The organism is Polynucleobacter brandtiae (assembly GCF_002797575.1).
GTDB lineage: Bacteria > Pseudomonadota > Gammaproteobacteria > Burkholderiales > Burkholderiaceae > Polynucleobacter > Polynucleobacter brandtiae.
This window is the reverse complement of the sequence record NZ_PGTX01000002.1, coordinates 212,000-229,716: the sequence shown is the minus strand read 5'-3', so window position 1 is coordinate 229,716 and position 17,717 is coordinate 212,000. Positions and strand designations below refer to the sequence as shown.

The 17,717-nt window shown below is 45.6% G+C and carries 15 protein-coding genes; all 15 read left to right on the top strand.

Annotation, left to right across the window (positions count from 1 at the left end):
- Positions 1-12: 12 nt before the first annotated feature.
- The 15 genes from rsmH to B0G85_RS05135 all read left to right on the top strand — a co-directional run bounded on the left by rsmH (position 13) and on the right by B0G85_RS05135 (position 17,696).
- Positions 13-963 carry a 16S rRNA (cytosine(1402)-N(4))-methyltransferase RsmH gene (gene rsmH / locus B0G85_RS05205; RefSeq protein WP_100379393.1) on the top strand — a complete coding sequence of 317 codons (951 nt, stop codon included), beginning with the start codon at positions 13-15 and terminating at the stop codon, positions 961-963.
- Positions 960-1,226 carry a cell division protein FtsL gene (ftsL, locus tag B0G85_RS05200; RefSeq protein ID WP_100379392.1) on the top strand — a complete coding sequence of 89 codons (267 nt, stop codon included), beginning with the start codon at positions 960-962 and terminating at the stop codon, positions 1,224-1,226. The genes rsmH and ftsL overlap by 4 nt, the downstream gene beginning before the upstream one ends.
- The gene (locus B0G85_RS05195) at positions 1,223-2,995 is read left to right on the top strand and encodes a peptidoglycan D,D-transpeptidase FtsI family protein (protein ID WP_232725953.1); all 1,773 of its coding nucleotides are present in this window, start codon (positions 1,223-1,225) and stop codon (positions 2,993-2,995) included. The genes ftsL and B0G85_RS05195 overlap by 4 nt, the downstream gene beginning before the upstream one ends.
- Positions 2,992-4,545, top strand: coding sequence for a UDP-N-acetylmuramoyl-L-alanyl-D-glutamate--2,6-diaminopimelate ligase (locus B0G85_RS05190; protein WP_100379391.1), 1,554 nt, complete (start codon positions 2,992-2,994; stop codon positions 4,543-4,545). Before B0G85_RS05195 ends, B0G85_RS05190 begins: the two co-directional genes overlap by 4 nt.
- A gap of 20 nt (positions 4,546-4,565) precedes the next feature.
- Positions 4,566-6,005 (top strand): UDP-N-acetylmuramoyl-tripeptide--D-alanyl-D-alanine ligase, encoded by a 1,440-nt coding sequence (locus tag B0G85_RS05185; RefSeq protein WP_100379390.1) that lies wholly within the window; start codon positions 4,566-4,568, stop codon positions 6,003-6,005.
- Entirely contained in the window at positions 5,996-7,165 is a 1,170-nt protein-coding gene (gene mraY, locus B0G85_RS05180) for a phospho-N-acetylmuramoyl-pentapeptide-transferase (protein ID WP_100379389.1), read from the top strand. The genes B0G85_RS05185 and mraY overlap by 10 nt, the downstream gene beginning before the upstream one ends.
- A gap of 10 nt (positions 7,166-7,175) precedes the next feature.
- Positions 7,176-8,795, top strand: a complete 1,620-nt coding sequence (gene murD / locus B0G85_RS05175; RefSeq protein WP_100379388.1) for a UDP-N-acetylmuramoyl-L-alanine--D-glutamate ligase — start codon at positions 7,176-7,178, stop codon at positions 8,793-8,795.
- A gap of 32 nt (positions 8,796-8,827) precedes the next feature.
- Entirely contained in the window at positions 8,828-10,063 is a 1,236-nt protein-coding gene (gene ftsW / locus B0G85_RS05170; protein ID WP_232725966.1) for a putative lipid II flippase FtsW, read from the top strand.
- On the top strand, positions 10,060-11,133 hold the full coding sequence (gene murG / locus B0G85_RS05165) for an undecaprenyldiphospho-muramoylpentapeptide beta-N-acetylglucosaminyltransferase (RefSeq protein ID WP_100379386.1): 1,074 nt from the start codon (positions 10,060-10,062) through the stop codon (positions 11,131-11,133). Before ftsW ends, murG begins: the two co-directional genes overlap by 4 nt.
- Positions 11,130-12,566, top strand: coding sequence for a UDP-N-acetylmuramate--L-alanine ligase (gene murC / locus B0G85_RS05160; protein ID WP_100379385.1), 1,437 nt, complete (start codon positions 11,130-11,132; stop codon positions 12,564-12,566). The genes murG and murC overlap by 4 nt, the downstream gene beginning before the upstream one ends.
- Positions 12,567-12,579: 13 nt before the next feature.
- The gene (locus tag B0G85_RS05155) at positions 12,580-13,572 is read left to right on the top strand and encodes a D-alanine--D-alanine ligase (protein WP_100379573.1); all 993 of its coding nucleotides are present in this window, start codon (positions 12,580-12,582) and stop codon (positions 13,570-13,572) included.
- Positions 13,569-14,435: a cell division protein FtsQ/DivIB gene (locus B0G85_RS05150; RefSeq protein ID WP_100379384.1), complete on the top strand. Its 867-nt coding sequence runs from the start codon at positions 13,569-13,571 to the stop codon at positions 14,433-14,435. The genes B0G85_RS05155 and B0G85_RS05150 overlap by 4 nt, the downstream gene beginning before the upstream one ends.
- A 22-nt stretch (positions 14,436-14,457) precedes the next feature.
- Entirely contained in the window at positions 14,458-15,687 is a 1,230-nt protein-coding gene (gene ftsA / locus B0G85_RS05145; RefSeq protein ID WP_100379383.1) for a cell division protein FtsA, read from the top strand.
- 56 nt (positions 15,688-15,743) lie between these two features.
- Complete coding sequence (gene ftsZ, locus B0G85_RS05140) at positions 15,744-17,084, top strand: cell division protein FtsZ (RefSeq protein WP_100379382.1); 1,341 nt, start codon at positions 15,744-15,746, stop codon at positions 17,082-17,084.
- 111 nt (positions 17,085-17,195) lie between these two features.
- A complete protein-coding gene (locus B0G85_RS05135) occupies positions 17,196-17,696 on the top strand; it encodes a peroxiredoxin (protein ID WP_100379381.1) in 501 nt (166 codons plus the stop codon).
- Positions 17,697-17,717: the final 21 nt, after the last annotated feature.

Genomic DNA, 17,717 nt, shown 5'->3' with positions numbered 1-17,717 from the left:
TGACAGGGTGTCATGAATACAACTCATCGCCCAGTACTACTGGCCGAGGCGGTGACAGCGCTAATCAGTGGCCCACTCATCACCAGCCACAGCACAACAGAAAATCTCATTTTGATCGATGGAACTTTTGGGCGTGGTGGGCATACAAAGGCATTGTTGGCCAAACTCCCTTCCAGTGCCAAGATGATTGCATTCGACAAAGATTTGGATGCCATTGCAGTAGCTCAGCAAATCAACGATCAACGATTGCATATCGTGCACGATAGCTTTGCGCAGATGGACCAGTATGCAGAGCCAGGATCCATCGATGGTATTTTGTTGGATCTTGGCATCAGCTCTCCACAAGTAGACGAAGCGCATCGAGGTTTTTCATTTCGCCGTGAGGGTCCTTTAGATATGCGGATGAATACGGACCAAGGTCTAACGGCTGCACAGTGGTTGGAGCAAGCGCCCCCAGAAGAAATCACCCATGTAATTAAGACCTATGGCGAGGAGCGTTTTGCATTTCAAATTGCAAAAGCAATTGTGGCTAAGCGCGAAGCAGGGTTGGCGCCAACAACAACTTTAGAGCTAGCAACTTTAGTTGCAAGCGTAGTTCGAACCCGAGAGGCTGGACAAGATCCTGCTACAAGAACCTTTCAAGCTTTACGTATTTTTATAAATCGTGAATTAGAAGATCTCGAGCGGGGATTAAAGGCGGCGCTTACCTTGCTTAAGCCGGGCGCAAGACTGGCAGTGATTAGCTTTCATTCTCTCGAAGATCGTATTGTTAAACAGTTTTTACAGGCCCACTCTAAAGTGGAGATTCCTCGAGGCCTACCGGTACGAGATAGGGATTTACCACAAAGTGAATTGGCAATTATTGGGCGAATTAAACCAAGTGCTGAGGAAGTTCGAGAAAATCCTCGTGCTCGTTCAGCCATTATGCGAGTGGCCGAAAAGCGATTGGGAGCAACAGCTTGAATCGCGCCACTTTTACGCTGCTCGCGCTACTGCTGATTTGCGCCCTATCTTTGGTAGCTTCACAGCAACGTGCGCGAAAATTATTTATCGCATTAGAGCGTGCACAAATTGAAGAGCGAAAACTGAATCAAGATTGGTTACGTTTGGAGTATGAGCAACGCAACCTATCAAAGTCCGCCAGAATTCGTGATGTAGCTCGCAACCAATTGCATATGGTGCCAATTTCTCCTGAGCGTACCTTGTATCTGAAGGAGGCGAGATGAGACCGGTTGGCTTTTCAACGACGCCAAATTTAGTACTGCGTCTTCCAATGTGGCGTTCACGCCTCATGTTGTTTTTATTATTTCTCGTCTTCATGATGTTGCTGATTCGTGCCTTTTGGATTCAGGGCCCTGGAAATGCATTTTATGAAGCCAAAGGTGTGCGTGGCACACAGCGAGAGTTAGAGTTACCAGCCTCTCGGGGAAAAATTTTAGATCGTAATGGGCAAGTAATCGCAACGAGCTTAGAGGCAAAGTCGATTATTGCTTATAACGATACCGTTCCAGATGACTTATCGGTTGAGAAGATTCGTGAGTTGGCTAGTCTCTTGCAAATGGGTGAAGCGGAATTACGTAAAAAACTGAAAGAAGATCGCAAGCAAATTTTCTTGAAGCGTCAAGTCGATCCTGAAGTGGCTCAGAAAGTTAAGCAATTAGAAATTCCGGGCATTGGCTTAAATAACGAATATCGCCGTTTTTATCCTGAGGGTGAGGCGATGGCGCACGTTGTTGGTTTTACCAATGTAGAGGATCGTGGGCAGGAAGGAATGGAGCTCTCGCGAGAAAAGGAGTTGGCTGGACATCCTGGGCAGCGAAGAGTGGTAGTAGACCGATTAGGTCGTGTGGTTGAAGATGTTGCCATTTTGCAGTTACCGCAAAATGGCAAGGACTTACAACTTTCTATCGATAGCAAAATTCAATTCTTAGCTTACAACGCAGTTAAAACTGCTGTCGAGCAGCATCGTGCCAGTGCTGGTGGTGCTGTAGTACTAGACACTCAGACAGGGGAAATTTTAGCGTTGGCCAATTACCCAAGCTATAACCCAAACGATCGTAGAAAACTAACCGGCGAACAATTACGTAATCGGGTGTTAACCGATACATTTGAGCCTGGTTCAACAATGAAGCCACTTACGATTGCGATTGCTTTAGAAAAGGGTGCGGTTACGCCAACAACAAATATGGTGATTGGTGCAAAGTACTTAATTGGGCCTAAGCCAATTACTGATACCCATCCTTATAGCAATTTAACTATCTCCCAAATTATTCAGAAATCAAGCAACATTGGGACAGCAAAAATTGCTATGAATAATCTCTCGGCAGAAGAAATGTGGAACTTCTACACCTCTGTTGGTCTGGGGCAGGCACCAAAGATTGGCTTTCCTGGTGCCGTGGCTGGAACAGTACACCCCTTTAAAAAATGGATGCCTACAGACCAGGCGCGGATCGCATTTGGTTATGGCATCTCTGGTTCGCTATTTCAAGTTGCACGTTCGTATACGATTTTTGCGCGAGATGGTGAATTGGTTCCACTAACTATCGAGAGAAGTGCGGACTTTAAGCCAGGTACACACATCATTTCTGCGAAGACTGCGATTGAGATGCGCAACATGATGGAATCTGTGACAGAGCCAGGTGGTACGGCAATTAAGGCACAGGCTGAAGGTTATCGTGTGGGTGGAAAAACAGGCACTGCGCACAAGTTAGTGGGTAAGGGGTATGGCAATAAATATCGCGCTTACTTTGTTGGACTTGCACCTATTAGTGCGCCACGTATTGTTGTAGCAGTCATGATCGATGAGCCTACGGGCGGAAGTCACTATGGCGGTGACGTTGCTGCACCAGTATTTTCAACGATCGTTAGTGAAACCTTACGTTCCTTAAATATTCTGCCAGATAGTAATACAAGGCAAGCCGCATTGGATGGAAAGATCCCTAGTGATATTCAAAGTGCTGCCGTCAAGACACAGCCAGCGGTTCTTAAAAGATGATGGCAGTGATGTATACAGAACCCCATCTATTGGTTTCCCATTTGCGTGAACTGACCCCCGCCTCTGCACGAGTATGCGCTGACTCTCGTCAGATTCAGAAGGGTGATATTTTCTTTGCCTATTCTGTAGGTCATGGTAATGCGCTGCGTGATGGACGGCATTACATTAACGCTGCCCTAGAAAATGGTGCTGCAGCTATCGTATTTGATCCTTCTGGCGATATTGCAAATTCGTATCTAGAGCATCCTCAATGTTTTGCTATTGAGAACCTAGCCTCATTGGCAGGTCCGCTTTGTGCGCAATGGTATGGGTATCCCGGCGATCATCTTCAGGTGATTGGCGTTACTGGTACGAATGGTAAAACTACGATTACCCAATGGCTTGCGCAAGCTATAGATGAGAAAACTCATCGGGTAGGATTGCTTGGAACCCTTGGCACTGGTTTTGTAGACTGCTTAGTACGTAGTGGCTACACAACACCCGATGCGCCTCGTTTACAAACGCAATTAAAAGAATTTGTAGATGCTGGTGCGAGCCAAGTAGTAATGGAAATTTCTTCACATGCGCTAGACCAAGGTCGAGTTGCTGGACTGGTAGTTGAGTGCGCTGTATTTACTAATTTGACACAAGATCATTTGGATTATCACGGCACGATGTCTGATTATGCTGAGGCGAAGGCAACACTTTTTCAGCGACCTGGTCTTTTGCATGCAGTGATTAACTTTGATGATGCGTTTGGTCGTGAGCTTGCAACTCGCTTATTGGCCAAAAATGGTCCTCAAGTTTGGGGGTATGCACTTAGTCAAGATGCCTTCACTGAATTTGAGAAATTCGGAGATCGCTTAAAACGAACGTATACAAAAAATAGTGCTGTATCAGCGGTAGGCTATGAGTCCGTCTTGAGTTGTGAGGGCATTGATTCAGCATTAGTGCAGCTCCCAATAATAGGTGGATTTAATCTCAGTAATTGTTTGGCAGTCTGGACTGTTCTATTAAGTCAAGGATTTCCATGTGAAAAGGCTACAAAACGAATAACAAAATTACGTCCAGTATCGGGGCGTATGGAGTTAATTCAGTTCCATAGTGCTCATAAAACAGCACACCCATTCATTGTTGTGGATTATGCACACACACCAGATGCACTGGCTAAAACGTTAGACGCACTTCGTCCCATAGCCAACCAAAGGGGTGGAAAAATTTGGTGCGTATTCGGTTGCGGCGGTGATCGCGATACGGGGAAGCGCTCGAAAATGGGCTCTGTAGCCCAAGAGTTTGCTGATCATGTCATTGTCACTAGTGATAATCCCAGATCTGAAGAGCCAGATGCGATTATTGCCATGATTAAAGCAGGTATGACAGCTGATGTAAAAAATGTGCAATTTGTTTCAGATCGTGCTGCTGCAATTATGGCGGCAGTGCGTCATGCAGATGCAAAGGATGTTGTGCTCATTGCCGGAAAGGGTCATGAATTTACTCAGGAAATTAATGGTAAGAAATTTGATTTCTCTGATCAAGAGCATGTCCAGCTCGCTGCGGGGAGAAGCGTGTGAGTTCATTCATTACAAAGCCTATGACTACGCTTTCTCAAATGCAGGCAATGCTACCAGGTAGTCAGCTATTCCATATCGCAGCAGAGGATGCCGAAACATTATCAATTTCGCGAGTAAGTAGCGATAGTCGAAAGGTTCAGGAGGGTGAATTTTTCGTTAGCTTGGTAGGTGATCGATTTGATGCCCATGATTTTTTGGTTGATGTGGCAAGTGCGGGCGCTAGTGCTGCACTTGTTTCTAGTCTAGATAAGTGTCCAAAGTATCTTCCGGCAGTATGCGTTCCAGATGTCAGAAGAAGCTTGGGTCAGCTAGCACAAGCATGGCGTGCACAGTTTTCGACCCCAGTCGCCTTAGTTACTGGCTCCAATGGAAAAACGACTGTTAAAGAAATGATTGCTTCTATATTTAAGGCAGCAGTGGGTTTAGAGCAGGTGCTTGTGACTCAGGGAAACTTAAATAATGATATCGGTCTGCCATTGACCTTGTTGCGTATGCGTGAGAGTGACCATTTGGCTGTGATTGAGTTAGGTATGAATCATCCTGGTGAGACTGCCCAACTAGCTGCTATTGCACAAGCCAACATTGTAGTAATTAATAATGCTCAGCGTGAGCATCAAGAATTTATGGCCACAGTCGAGGCGGTCGCAATTGAGCATGCGACTGCGCTGAGTGCATTAACGCTTAATGGTGTGGCAGTTTTTCCGGCAGATTCGGAATTTACTAGTCTATGGCGCCAAGCCTCTGCTGAGCGTAAGGCCATTGATTTTGCTTTTGTATCTGACCAGAAGGCGATGAGCGCATCAGTAACGGGCTCATCCCTACCCAACGGAAAAGTAGAAATTCAAACTGAGCTAGGCGTTATTGAGGTTCGGCTCAATACGCTGGGTGACCATAACATCAGGAATGCGCTAGCAGCTAGTGCTGTCGCTTTGGGTGCGGGCCTCAGTCTTGAAAATATTAAAACAGGCTTAGAGTCTTTTTTCCCGGTTAACGGCAGGATGCAGTCTAAATACTTAAGCGCACAGCGTACGCTGATTGATGATACTTATAACGCTAACCCGGATTCTGTTTGCGCTGCGATTGATTCACTAAAGCGATCGGGAAATATATCTTGGTTTGTGTTGGGCGATATGGGTGAGGTCGGAGATCAAGGCCCTGCGTTTCATGAAGAGGTGGGAGCATATGCAGCTGAATGCGGAATTGCCCAATTCTTTGCATTAGGGGAGCAATCTCATTTTGCGGTGCAGGGTTTTAATAAGATAAAAAATGAGCGGGCGCTTACTTCCCACGCATTTCATTTTATAGATATTGATCAATTACTAGAAGTTATGGGCGCTCAATTGAGGGCACTGCCCAATAGTCAGAATCAACATTTGGATATTTTGGTTAAAGGATCTCGTTTTATGCGTATGGAGCGGGTAGTTCAGGCCTTGCTAGAGGAGGCTAAGACATGCTCTTAATATTGGCGCAATGGCTTCAGGATGATTACGGATTCTTCCGAGTATTTAATTACATTACCTTTAGGGCGGTGATGGCAACTGTGACCGCCCTTTTAATTGGCCTAGCTGCCGGCCCTTGGGTGATTCGTAAGTTGGTGGCATTGAAGATGGGTCAGGCAGTGCGCACTGACGGTCCCCAAACCCATTTAGTGAAATCAGGCACACCAACAATGGGTGGTGTATTGATTTTGCTGGGCATTTTTATTTCCTGCATGCTGTGGGCGGACCTCAGTAATCGTTTTATTTGGATTGTGATGATTGTGACCTTTGGTTTTGGTCTAGTGGGCTGGGTAGATGACTATCGCAAAGTAGTTCGTAAAGACCCTAAGGGCATGGCTTCAAAGGAAAAATTCTTGTGGCAAACCTTGATTGGGTTATTTGCTGCCATTTACTTAGCATTCTCCGTGTCTGAAGTGAATAATCTCAAAGTATTGCAGTTGTTCCTAGATTGGCTTCGGAGTGGTTTTGCTTTAAATCTACCCGCAAAATCTAATTTGCTCATTCCGTTCATGAAGGAAATTAGCTATCCATTGGGAGTAATGGGCTTCATCATTTTGAGCTACTTAGTGATTGTGGGCAGTAGTAATGCAGTGAACTTGACGGATGGTCTTGATGGCCTGGTCATCATGCCAGTGATTCTAGTCGGCGCCGCTCTGGGCGCATTTGCTTATGTAATGGGAAATGCCATATACGCAAAATATTTATTATTCCCTTACATTCCTGGTGCTGGTGAGCTCATGATTTTCTGTGGAGCGATGGGAGGCGCAGGCCTAGCCTTTCTTTGGTACAACACACATCCTGCTCAGGTATTTATGGGTGATGTAGGTGCGCTTGCCTTAGGCGGCGCTTTAGGCACTATCGCAGTGATTGTTCGTCAAGAAATCGTACTGTTTGTGATGGGCGGTATTTTTGTTGCTGAAACCTGTTCAGTCATATTGCAAGTCGTATGGTTTAAATTTACCAAAAAACGTTTTGGAGAGGGGCGCCGTATTTTTAGAATGGCGCCGCTACATCATCATTTTGAATTAGGTGGCTGGCGCGAAACACAAGTGGTCGTGCGATTCTGGATTATCACTATTTTATTAGTGCTCATTGGCCTGTCGAGCCTGAAATTACGGTAAGCCAAAAAATATGAACATTTTAGATAACCCCTTCGCAAATCCAATCCTTTTAAGGGATGCGCAGTACCAGAGCCCTGAACATTTCTTAATCCTTGGATTAGGTGAATCTGGCTATGCGATGGCTAAGTGGTGTCTCCGAAATGGGGCTCAGCTTAGCCTTGCCGATACGCGTGAACGCGTAAACCTGAGTGAGCAGCAAAAAGTCTGGTTGAGTGACTTGGAATCTTCTGGGCTGCAGAATGTTTTTCTCGGATCCCTTAATGTTGCACTTCTTGAGCACATTGATGTGATTGGAATTAGCCCAGGACTATCTCCGCTGCATGAGCCGACTCAGTCATTTTTAGCCAAAGCACACGAGTTGAATGTGGATATCTGGGGTGAGATTGAATTCTTTGCTAGAGCGATTGCCGCACTAGACCGGATGGCCCAGGTAGATCAGTCAGTATATAAACCAGCCGTGTTAGCTATTACTGGAACTAATGGTAAAACCACCACAACGGCGTTAACGGGCCAACTATGTGAACGTGCTGGGAAGAAGGTAGCCGTAGCGGGAAACATCAGTCCTGCCGCTTTGAATAAACTCATGGCATGTTTGGATGCGTCAGATCAGATTAGCGATTTACCTGAAATTTGGGTTTTAGAGTTATCGAGTTTTCAACTGATATATACGAGCACCTTTAGCGCAACTGCAGCAGCCATATTAAATATTACGCAAGACCATTTGGATTGGCATGGCGATATGCAGGCATACGCTAGTGCAAAAGCCAATATTTTTGGCTCAGACACTATCTGTATTTTGAATCGCGATGACTCCTTGGTAATGAACCTACTGTCTCAAGAGCAGAAGGCAAGTAAATCAATCGTTACTTTTGGTTCGAATCGACCTGATGAGCAGGGCAGCTTTGGTATTGAGCATGATTTACGAGCGGGTGGTATTGACTGGTTGGTATGGGCTGAAATTGATGAGGATTTAGAGCCTCAACCAAAGCGTCGCCGTAAGACGGTAGTGGTAGATGAGGAGCCACTGCGTCTAAAACGATTAATTCCAGCAGATGCACTACGTATTCGTGGCCGTCATAATGCCCTTAATGCTCTGGCCGCACTGGCTTTGGCAAGAGCAGCAGGATTGCCAATGAATGTGCTGCTACATGGTCTGCGGGATTATCACGGTGAGCCACATCGAGTACAAAGCATAGCTATTGTTGCTAACGTTGAGTACGTCAATGATAGTAAAGGTACAAATGTAGGCGCTACTGTAGCTGCACTCAATGGATTTAGTGCAAATGAATCTGGCAAGCGTATTTGGTTAATTGCAGGCGGTGATGGTAAAGGTCAAGATTTCAGTCCGTTGCGTGAACCAGCCTTCAGGTTTGTAAAGGGCGCCTTTTTAATTGGTAAGGATGCTCCTGCAATTGCCACAGTTTTAGATGGGGTCGTCCCCTGCGTGATGAGTCAAACTTTACAAAATGCAGTACAAGAGGTTGCTAAAAAAGCGCAGTCTGGGGATATTGTTTTATTGTCCCCATCCTGCGCTAGTTTTGATCAATTCAGTGATTACATTGCACGTGCTGAAGTGTTTATTGCGGAAGTTGAAGAGTTGGGCATGCAATTCGAGGGAGTGCACGCTTGAATTTGAGAAAAAAATTCTTTCCTGAGAACCGATTGGGTTTGGGGCGCTTCTGGAATTTTTCTAGAGGGGGAATTGATCATTTTCGCAGTGGCTTAAGAGACGCTGTAACAGGTGTGGAGCAAACGCGTTCCAAGATGATGGATTATGACCAGTTATTAGTATGGGCTGTTCTATCACTCATGCTTATTGGTTTAGTGATGGTCTATTCTGCCTCGATTACTTTGGCTGATGGGCCTAAGTATGCAAATTACAGTAGCAATTTCTTTTTAATTCGCCATGTGATTTCTCTTGCGATTGCCATTGGCGTTGCTATCTGGGTATTTAAGATTCCGACTACAGTATGGGATCGTTACTCTCCTATTATTTTTGGTTTTACAGTACTACTCTTGATCGCTGTGTTAATTCCAGGCATTGGTAAAGGCGTGAACGGAGCTAAGCGCTGGATTCCATTAGGACTAATGAACTTTCAGCCATCTGAGCTGATGAAGTTTGCCGCTGTGATTTTTGCTGCGAGTTATACCGTACAGCGCCAAGAGCATTTACATTCATTTGTTAAAGGGATGCTACCAATGGGCATCGCCGTTGCATTAGTGGGCGGATTGCTCATGGCTGAGCCAGATATGGGTGCGTTTGTTGTAGTGGCTTTAATTGCGTTTGGTGTTTTATTTTTGGGTGGTATTAATGCAAAATTATTTGGCGGCCTTGTATTAGTTGGATTGCTGAGTGGCGCCATCATGATTGCGCTATCGCCATTTCGTCGAGGTCGGATGCTGGCCTTCATGGATCCATGGCAGGTTGATAACGCAGCGAATAAAGGATATCAGTTAACCCATTCATTGATGGCATTTGGCCGTGGGGAGTGGTTTGGTTTGGGTTTAGGGGGTAGTGTTGAAAAGTTGCACTACCTACCAGAAGCCCATACGGATTTCATCATGGCGGTGATTGGTGAAGAGCTCGGATTTGTAGGTGTTGTAGTAATGATCTTCTTGTTTTACTGGATCGTACGTCGTGCTTTTTTAATTGGTCGGACTGCTTTGCAATTAGATCGAAGCTTTGCTGGGCTTGCTGCCAAAGGTGTAGCGATTTGGATTGGTTGGCAAGCATTCATTAATATGGGTGTTAACTTAGGTTTACTGCCGACTAAAGGACTAACGCTGCCACTAGTGAGTTATGGCGGCTCTGGCATTTTGATGAATGCTGTTGCTATGGCAATGCTACTCAGAATTGATTACGAAAATCGTATCCTGATGCGTGGAGGTAAGCTATGACGCAACCTTCGATTCTGGTGATGGCTGGTGGAACTGGCGGACATATTTTCCCTGGGCTTGCAGTTGCAGAGTACCTGCGCATATGTGGCTGGAGGGTTTCTTGGCTTGGCAATCAAAGTGGGATGGAATATCGATTGGTAAAAGCATGTGGTTTTCCATTTGAGGCAGTTGATTTTGGCGGGCTTCGTGGAAAAGGCATTAAAGCTAAATTGATGCTACCCATGAACCTTATTAGAGCGAGTATTCAGAGTTGGAAAATTTTACGTCGTTTAAAGCCTAATGTGGTTTTAGGGATGGGTGGCTACATTACCTTCCCTGGTGGCTTGATGAGTAAATTACTCAATAGACCACTAGTGTTGCATGAAGCAAATTCAGTAGCGGGTAGCGCTAATTTAGCTTTGTCTAAAATTGCAATGCGGACCTTAACGGGTTTTCCAGAGGTGATGAAGGGTGCTGAGTGGGTAGGCAATCCAATTCGTGCAGAATTTGATGTTTTAGAATTGCCCGCAAAACGTTATGAACAGCGCACTGGGAACTTATCTATTTTGATAGTGGGCGGTAGTTTAGGCGCCGCTGTCTTAAATGAAGTTATTCCTGCGGCTCTTGCGATGATGGATAAGGCGTCGCGGCCAAGCATCATCCATCAGGCTGGTGATAAGCATTTAACTGATTTGCAGCAGCGTTATCAAGCGCTAGGGGTCGATGCTGATATCCGTCCGTTCATCGAGGACATGCCGGCAGCATATGCTCAGGCAGATTTAGTTATTTGTCGGTCGGGCGCAATGACTGTTTCAGAAATTGCTGCTTGTGGCGTTGCCTCCTGCTTAATCCCATTCCCATATGCAATTGATGATCATCAAACTGCAAATGCTCAATTTTTATCAAACGCAGATGCAGCAGTAGTAATTCCACAGCATAGCCTCACTCCAGAAAATCTTGCATTGCTTATTCAAAACTACAGCCGCCAAGATTTGCAGATCATGGCCGAGCGCGCGCATGCATTATCAAAACCACATGCAACTCAGCGGGTAGCTGAAGTTTGTGCAGACTGTGCAGGAGTCAGAATATGAAGCATATCGTTCAGCAGATTCACTTTGTTGGTATTGGTGGCGCAGGCATGAGTGGCATCGCTGAGGTCCTACTCAACTTAGGCTATCAGGTCTCCGGCTCTGATTTAGCTGAGGGCGCTGTCACCAAACGACTTAGAGAGTTAGGGGCCACTATTCATATTGGACACGAACCTAAAAATATTGGTACCGCAGAGGCGGTGGTCATTTCTACGGCGGTTACTGGCAATAATCCTGAAGTTTTAGCTGCTCGTGCAGCAAAAGTACCGGTCATTCAGCGGGCTGTTATGTTGGGTGAACTGATGCGCCTAAAACAAGGTATTGCGATTGCAGGTACTCATGGCAAAACGACTACTACTAGTTTAGTTGCATCAGTATTGGCTGAGGGCGGTCTAGATCCGACATTTGTGATTGGTGGAAAATTAAATTCTGCGGGTGCCAATGCGCGCTTAGGTCAGGGCGAATTTATTGTGGTTGAGGCTGATGAATCAGATGCTTCATTCTTACAGCTATTTCCAGCGATGGAGGTCATAACTAATATCGATGCTGATCATATGGATACTTATCAGCACGACATGGCTAGGCTAAAGCAAGCCTTTGTACAATTTACTCAGCAGATGCCTTTTTATGGCGTAGCTGTCCTCTGCATTGATGATGAAAATGTTAGAGACATCATTCCTTTTGTATCGCAGCCGGTATTACGCTATGGTCTGTCAGAAGATGCTGATATTCGTGCTAGTAATGTTCGTGCGGAAGGCACTCGAATGCATTTCACAGTAGATCGTAGGACTGTGCGTCGACATGGTAACAAGCCAGGACCTTTGCAAATTCAATTGAACCTACCTGGCTTACATAATGTACAAAATGCCTTGGCTGCAATTGGCATTGCAACAGAGTTAGGTGTTAGCGATGAAGCCATTGTTGAGGCGCTATCCCAATTTAGTGGCGTTGGCCGTCGATTTCAAAAGCATGGTGCAATTCCATTGGCGAATGGCGGCAGTTTTACTTTGATTGATGACTATGGACATCATCCGGTAGAGATGGCCGCTACTTTAGCTGCTGCTCGCGGTGCTTATCCAGACCAAAGATTAGTGTTGGCATTCCAGCCGCATCGATTTACGCGAACGCGTGATTGCTTTGGTGAGTTTGTGCAGGTTCTGAAAAACTTCGATGCCTTAGTTTTAACAGAGGTTTATCCGGCCGGTGAAGCAAAGATTCATGGCGCAGATAGTCAAAGCCTTATAAAGGCAGTGCTTACAACAGACCAGGGTAGTAGTGGCGTGATCGATATTTCAGCTGTGGCGTTTGCATCAACGGTCGCTGAAATGCCTCAAAAATTAAGCGCTGTACTGCGAGATGGCGATGTCTTAATTACGATGGGCGCTGGTTCAATTTCAGGATTACCTCATACCTTAGCGGAGGTCAAGCATGGCTGATCAGAATAGTCAGATGCTCTCTTGGGCTGAGCGCGTTAAGAAAGACTTAGCGAATCTGAATATCGAGTCACTTGGGCGAGTTGGCGTTTTGCTCGGCGGACGCTCCGGAGAGCGTGAGATTTCCCTGATGTCGGGAGGTGGTGTTCTTGAGGCCTTAAAGTCGAAGGGGGTTGATGCTCATGCTTTCGATCCTGGTCTGCGCTGCGTGACAGAATTAGCGAGTGAAAAATTCGATCGTATTTTTATTGCGCTACATGGACGCTTTGGTGAAGATGGAACCATTCAAGGTTTACTGGAGCTATTGGATTTACCATATACCGGCAGTGGTGTATTGGCCTCGGCTTTATCAATCGATAAGATTGCCACTAAGCAAATTTGGTTAAGTAATAGTCTTTCCACTCCTGAGTTCGAAGAGTTGACTGTAGATAGTGATTGGGATGCAGTGGTTCAGCATTTAGGATTGCCATTAATTGTGAAACCAGCGCATGAAGGATCTTCCTTAGGGCTAACTAAAGTGCGATCCGTAGAGGACTTGCCTGCAGCTTTTGCGCTTGCCAGCGCTATGGATAAGAAAGTCATTGCAGAAACATGCATTATTGGAGATGAGCTCACATGTCCTTTAGTCGGTTTTGGCGAAACTGCTGAGGCATTACCAGTTATCAAAATTATTCCGCCGCAAGCAAACTATGATTTTCATAACAAATACTTTTCTGATGAGACGCAGTATTTATGTCCGACGGGCTTATCTCCAGAGGTCAATCTTGCCGTTCAAAATTTAGCACTAGCTGCATATCGCGCATTGGGTTGTAACACCTGGGGTCGTGCGGATGTCATGCTAGATCAAAAAACAGGCCTACCTTATTTGCTCGAGATGAATACCTCTCCAGGAATGACCTCCCATTCTTTAGTACCAATGGCCGCAAAAGCTGCTGGGATTGACTATGCTGAATTAGTGCTGTGGATTATGAGTCAGACACTAAGTACGGTGAAGGCAAAGCGAATATGAGTCGAGTGAAGCCCTTCATCAGCGGATGTAGTGAAATTGTTTCTTTAATAGCTTCCCCACTTTGGGATTATCCGCATCGGATGCAAAAACTGAGCCGGTTTTTAGTGCTTTGCTTTGTAGCGATATTACTGATTGGGACTTTGGTTTGGCTTAGTCAGCGCCCAGTTTTTGTTTTAAAGCAAGTAATCATTGAGCCTGCTGTCGGACAGACACTGATGCATATTAATAAGCCCGTTGTTAAGCAGCAGGTTTTAGACACAGTACAAGGAAACTTTTTTAGCGTGAGGCTAGAGGATGTTAAGCGCGGATTTGAGACGATGCCTTGGGTACGTCATGCCAATGTTCGTAGAGTTTGGCCCAATGGTTTGGCAGTCACTATTGAGGAGCAAAAACCGTTTGGTATTTGGAGTGGAGCAGAGCGCCATACGCTGATGAATACCCATGGAGAACTTTTTTCAGGGCGTGTATCAGATGTGAGTGACAGCATTGAGTTGATTGATGTTTCAGGACCAGATGGCTCTAGTAAAGAAGTGAAGCGTCTCTATGAAAAAGCAAACGTATGGTTTAAGCCTTGGAATGCGGAAGTCAAAAGTTTGACCTTATCCGAGCGTTACGCTTGGCATGTCAAGCTCTCTAACGGCATGAGGGTCGAGTTTGGTCGTGACGAAGAAAACTCAGACAAAACGTTGACTGAGGACAGGGTAGCTCGCTTATTTAAACATTGGCCCCAAGTACAGGAAAAATGGGCCAATCGAATAGATGCCATCGATTTGCGATATGCGAATGGTTTTACTGTACATCTTGCATCTACAGGCATGAAAAATAATGAAGCAGGCATTAAAAAGACAGAGCAAAAGCAATGAAAAATCGGAATAGAAAATCATCATGAGCAAAGACAACCGCGATTTATTGGTAGGGTTAGATATTGGCACTTCAAAAGTAGTTGCCTTGGTTGCTGAATTAGCCCCTGATGGTCAATTTAATGTAGTTGGCGTTGGGCAAACTACGTCTAAAGGCTTGAAAAAAGGGGTTGTCGTCAATATTGAGGCGACAGTACAGTCCATTCAGAAAGCGCTTGAAGAAGCTGAGGTGATGGCTGATCGTCAAATTGCTCAGGTATTTACGGGTATTGCCGGAAATCATATTGTGAGCTTTAACTCTAGCGGCATGGTGGCTATTCGAGATAAAGAGGTAGGGGCAGGTGACATTGAGCGTGTTTTAGAAACCGCTAAGGCAATCAATATCCCCACCGATCAACAGATTCTTCATATTCTGGTTCAAGAATTTATTATTGATGGACAAGAAGACGTCCGTGAGCCAATTGGTATGAGTGGACTGAGGCTTGAAGTGAAGGTACACATTGTTACTGGCGCAGTGAGTGCAGCCCAAAATATTGTGAAATGCGTAAGACGATGCGGCTTAGAGGTCAATGACTTAATTCTTCAACCATTAGCCTCTAGTTTGGCAGTACTGACCGATGACGAAAAAGAGCTTGGTGTGGTGTTGATTGATATCGGTGGAGGCACTACAGATATTGCAATTTATTGCCAAGGATCTATTCGTCATACCGCTGTGATTCCAATCGCAGGCGATCAAATTACGAACGATATTGCGATGGCATTACGCACCCCCACTATTGATGCCGAAGATTTAAAAATTCAATATGGCATTGCTCGCCAAGATATGGCTGATCCAGCAACCATGATTGATGTGCCTGGTGTCGGTGATCGAGAGCCACGCCCTATGTCTAAACAAGCTTTAGCAGCAGTGATAGAACCGCGCGTTGAAGAGTTATTTACCTTGGTACGTGGAGTAGTACGTGATTCTGGTTACGAAGATATGGTGTCGTCAGGAATCGTACTAACTGGCGGCAGTACTTTAATGCCAGGCATGGTTGAATTGGCTGAACAAGTTTTTTTAAGACCGGCCCGTATTGGTACACCAGAGTATCGCGGCCACTTACATGAAGTGTTACGTAGCCCGCGATTTGCTACTAGCATCGGTTTATTAATGGAAGGTCAGGCGCAATTATTGCGCGGCCGCAGAGTGTCTCAATCGGGCGCGTTACAAAGTGTGATCTCGCGCATGAAGGAATGGTTCGCAGGAAATTTTTAAGTTTTTGTTTTTTTACTTCGTCGTCAATGTAGTACCTTATTTACCTTGGAGGGTATATGGAATTTGAAATGTTAGATCAAGAAATGGCCGGAAAAACCATTATTAAAGTGGTTGGAGTCGGTGGCGCTGGCGGCAATGCTGTTCAGCATATGATTCGTCGTGGTGTAAACGGCGTAGAGTTTATTTGCATGAACACCGATGCCGGCGCACTTCAGCGTTCAGAGGCCTCTGTGAATTTGCAACTAGGTTCTAGTGGTCTCGGTGCTGGTGCAAAACCTGAAATCGGTGCAGCTTCTGCGCAAGAAGCAAGAGCGCGCATCGCAGACTCATTACAGGGTGCACATATGGTGTTTATTACCGCGGGTATGGGTGGTGGAACTGGTACTGGTGCAGCACCAATCGTTGCACAAGTCGCTAAAGAGATGGGCATTTTGACAGTGGGTGTAATTAGTAAACCTTTTGATTTTGAGGGTGTTAAGCGTCTCAAGGTCGCAGAAAATGGTGCGGCTGAGCTGGAGTCTTATGTTGACTCTTTGATTGTGGTTCTCAATGAAAAGCTTTTCGAAGTGATGGGTGAGGATGCTGAGTTTGATAAAGCATTTGCTTGTGCTGATGATGTATTGCATAACGCAGTTTCTGGTATTGCAGAGATTATTAATGTACAGGGCTTAATTAACGTCGACTTTGAGGACGTAAAGACGGTCATGGGCGAGCAGGGTAAAGCCATGATGGGTACAGCAACTGTCTCTGGTATGGATCGTGCGCGCTTGGCTGCAGAGGCGGCAGTTGCATCGCCGTTACTAGAAGGTGTTGATCTGTCTGGAGCGCGTGGCGTGTTAGTCAATATTACTGCTAGTCGCTCATTGAAGCTGTCTGAAACACGTGAAGTGATGGCTGCGATTCGTGGTTATGCTGCGGATGATGCAACCGTTATTTTCGGGACAGTGTATGACGAGAGCTTAGGTGATGCATTACGGGTAACGGTAGTAGCTACTGGCTTGAATAATCCCCAAGCACGGCAACATCATCAACCAGAAGTGGTTTGGAGGCAAGCAACGGGAACTCATGATGCTATGCCAACCATGGCTGATTTAAATAGCTTTGCTCCATCAAGTGCATCTGCAGCAATGACGAGGGTCAGCATCGACTCAGCGTTAGGCGCTAATGCTGGAATGGCCGTGACAGGTGCAAGTAATGTATCTTCAATGCCTGCGCAGCCAGCAGCCAGTGGAGTTGATTACAGTCAATATGATTTGCCACGCGTATTCCGTAGTTCACGAGAGGCTACACCTGCACCTACTTTGGGTGCTGATAGCTCACCTCAGGCAAGGACGATGTTGGATAAAGGCGCTGATTATTATGAAATACCAGCCTTTTTACGAAAACAAGCAGATTAAACTATTGATTGATGTAATGGTAGGTTACAAAATGCCAGCGCGGCGCCCCTCCGGACGACGAATCCCGCGCTAGCGTTGGCAGATTTATGACGACTATTTAATGGAGATTTTATGATTGCAGTTGGACAGAAGTTACCTAATGCTACTTTGTACGAATTTTTAGATGAGGCGACTGAAGGTTGCTCTATTGGACCTAATGCGTTCGAAGTTGAAAAATTGACTGCTGGTAAAACAGTAGTGATCTTTGCGTTGCCTGGTGCATTTACGCCTACTTGCTCCGCAAAACATGTTCCTGGATTTATCGAGCATTTTGACGCACTCAAAGCTAAGGGTGTGGACGAGATTTGGTGTGTGTCAGTAAATGATCCTTTTGTCATGGGTGCTTGGGGCCGCGATTTGAAGGTGGGCAATAAAGTGCGTATGCTGGGTGATGGTAGTGCGGAGTTCACTAAAAAATTAGGTATGGAGTTTGACCTGATTGCTCGTGGCTTAGGTGTTCGCTCACAACGCTACGCTATGATTGTTCAAGATGGTGTGGTGAAAACGTTAGATCTCGAGGCACCAGGTAAGTTCGAGGTAAGTGACGCCGCTTCAGTATTAAAACAGCTGTAAGTAATCATTCCTGAGTAAATA

Excerpts from the sequence above, each read along its gene's own strand:
- ftsZ (WP_100379382.1), top strand. The coding sequence starts at position 15,744 with ATGGAATTTGAAATGTTAGATCAAGAAATGGCCGGAAAAACCATTATT.
- B0G85_RS05150 (WP_100379384.1), top strand. The coding sequence starts at position 13,569 with ATGAGTCGAGTGAAGCCCTTCATCAGCGGATGTAGTGAAATTGTTTCT.
- ftsA (WP_100379383.1), top strand. The coding sequence starts at position 14,458 with ATGAGCAAAGACAACCGCGATTTATTGGTAGGGTTAGATATTGGCACT.
- murD (WP_100379388.1), top strand. The coding sequence starts at position 7,176 with ATGAACATTTTAGATAACCCCTTCGCAAATCCAATCCTTTTAAGGGAT.
- mraY (WP_100379389.1), top strand. The coding sequence starts at position 5,996 with ATGCTCTTAATATTGGCGCAATGGCTTCAGGATGATTACGGATTCTTC.
- B0G85_RS05190 (WP_100379391.1), top strand. The coding sequence starts at position 2,992 with ATGATGGCAGTGATGTATACAGAACCCCATCTATTGGTTTCCCATTTG.
- rsmH (WP_100379393.1), top strand. The coding sequence starts at position 13 with ATGAATACAACTCATCGCCCAGTACTACTGGCCGAGGCGGTGACAGCG.
- B0G85_RS05155 (WP_100379573.1), top strand. The coding sequence starts at position 12,580 with ATGCTCTCTTGGGCTGAGCGCGTTAAGAAAGACTTAGCGAATCTGAAT.
- murC (WP_100379385.1), top strand. The coding sequence starts at position 11,130 with ATGAAGCATATCGTTCAGCAGATTCACTTTGTTGGTATTGGTGGCGCA.
- B0G85_RS05185 (WP_100379390.1), top strand. The coding sequence starts at position 4,566 with ATGACTACGCTTTCTCAAATGCAGGCAATGCTACCAGGTAGTCAGCTA.
- B0G85_RS05195 (WP_232725953.1), top strand. The coding sequence starts at position 1,223 with ATGAGACCGGTTGGCTTTTCAACGACGCCAAATTTAGTACTGCGTCTT.
- B0G85_RS05135 (WP_100379381.1), top strand. The coding sequence starts at position 17,196 with ATGATTGCAGTTGGACAGAAGTTACCTAATGCTACTTTGTACGAATTT.
- murG (WP_100379386.1), top strand. The coding sequence starts at position 10,060 with ATGACGCAACCTTCGATTCTGGTGATGGCTGGTGGAACTGGCGGACAT.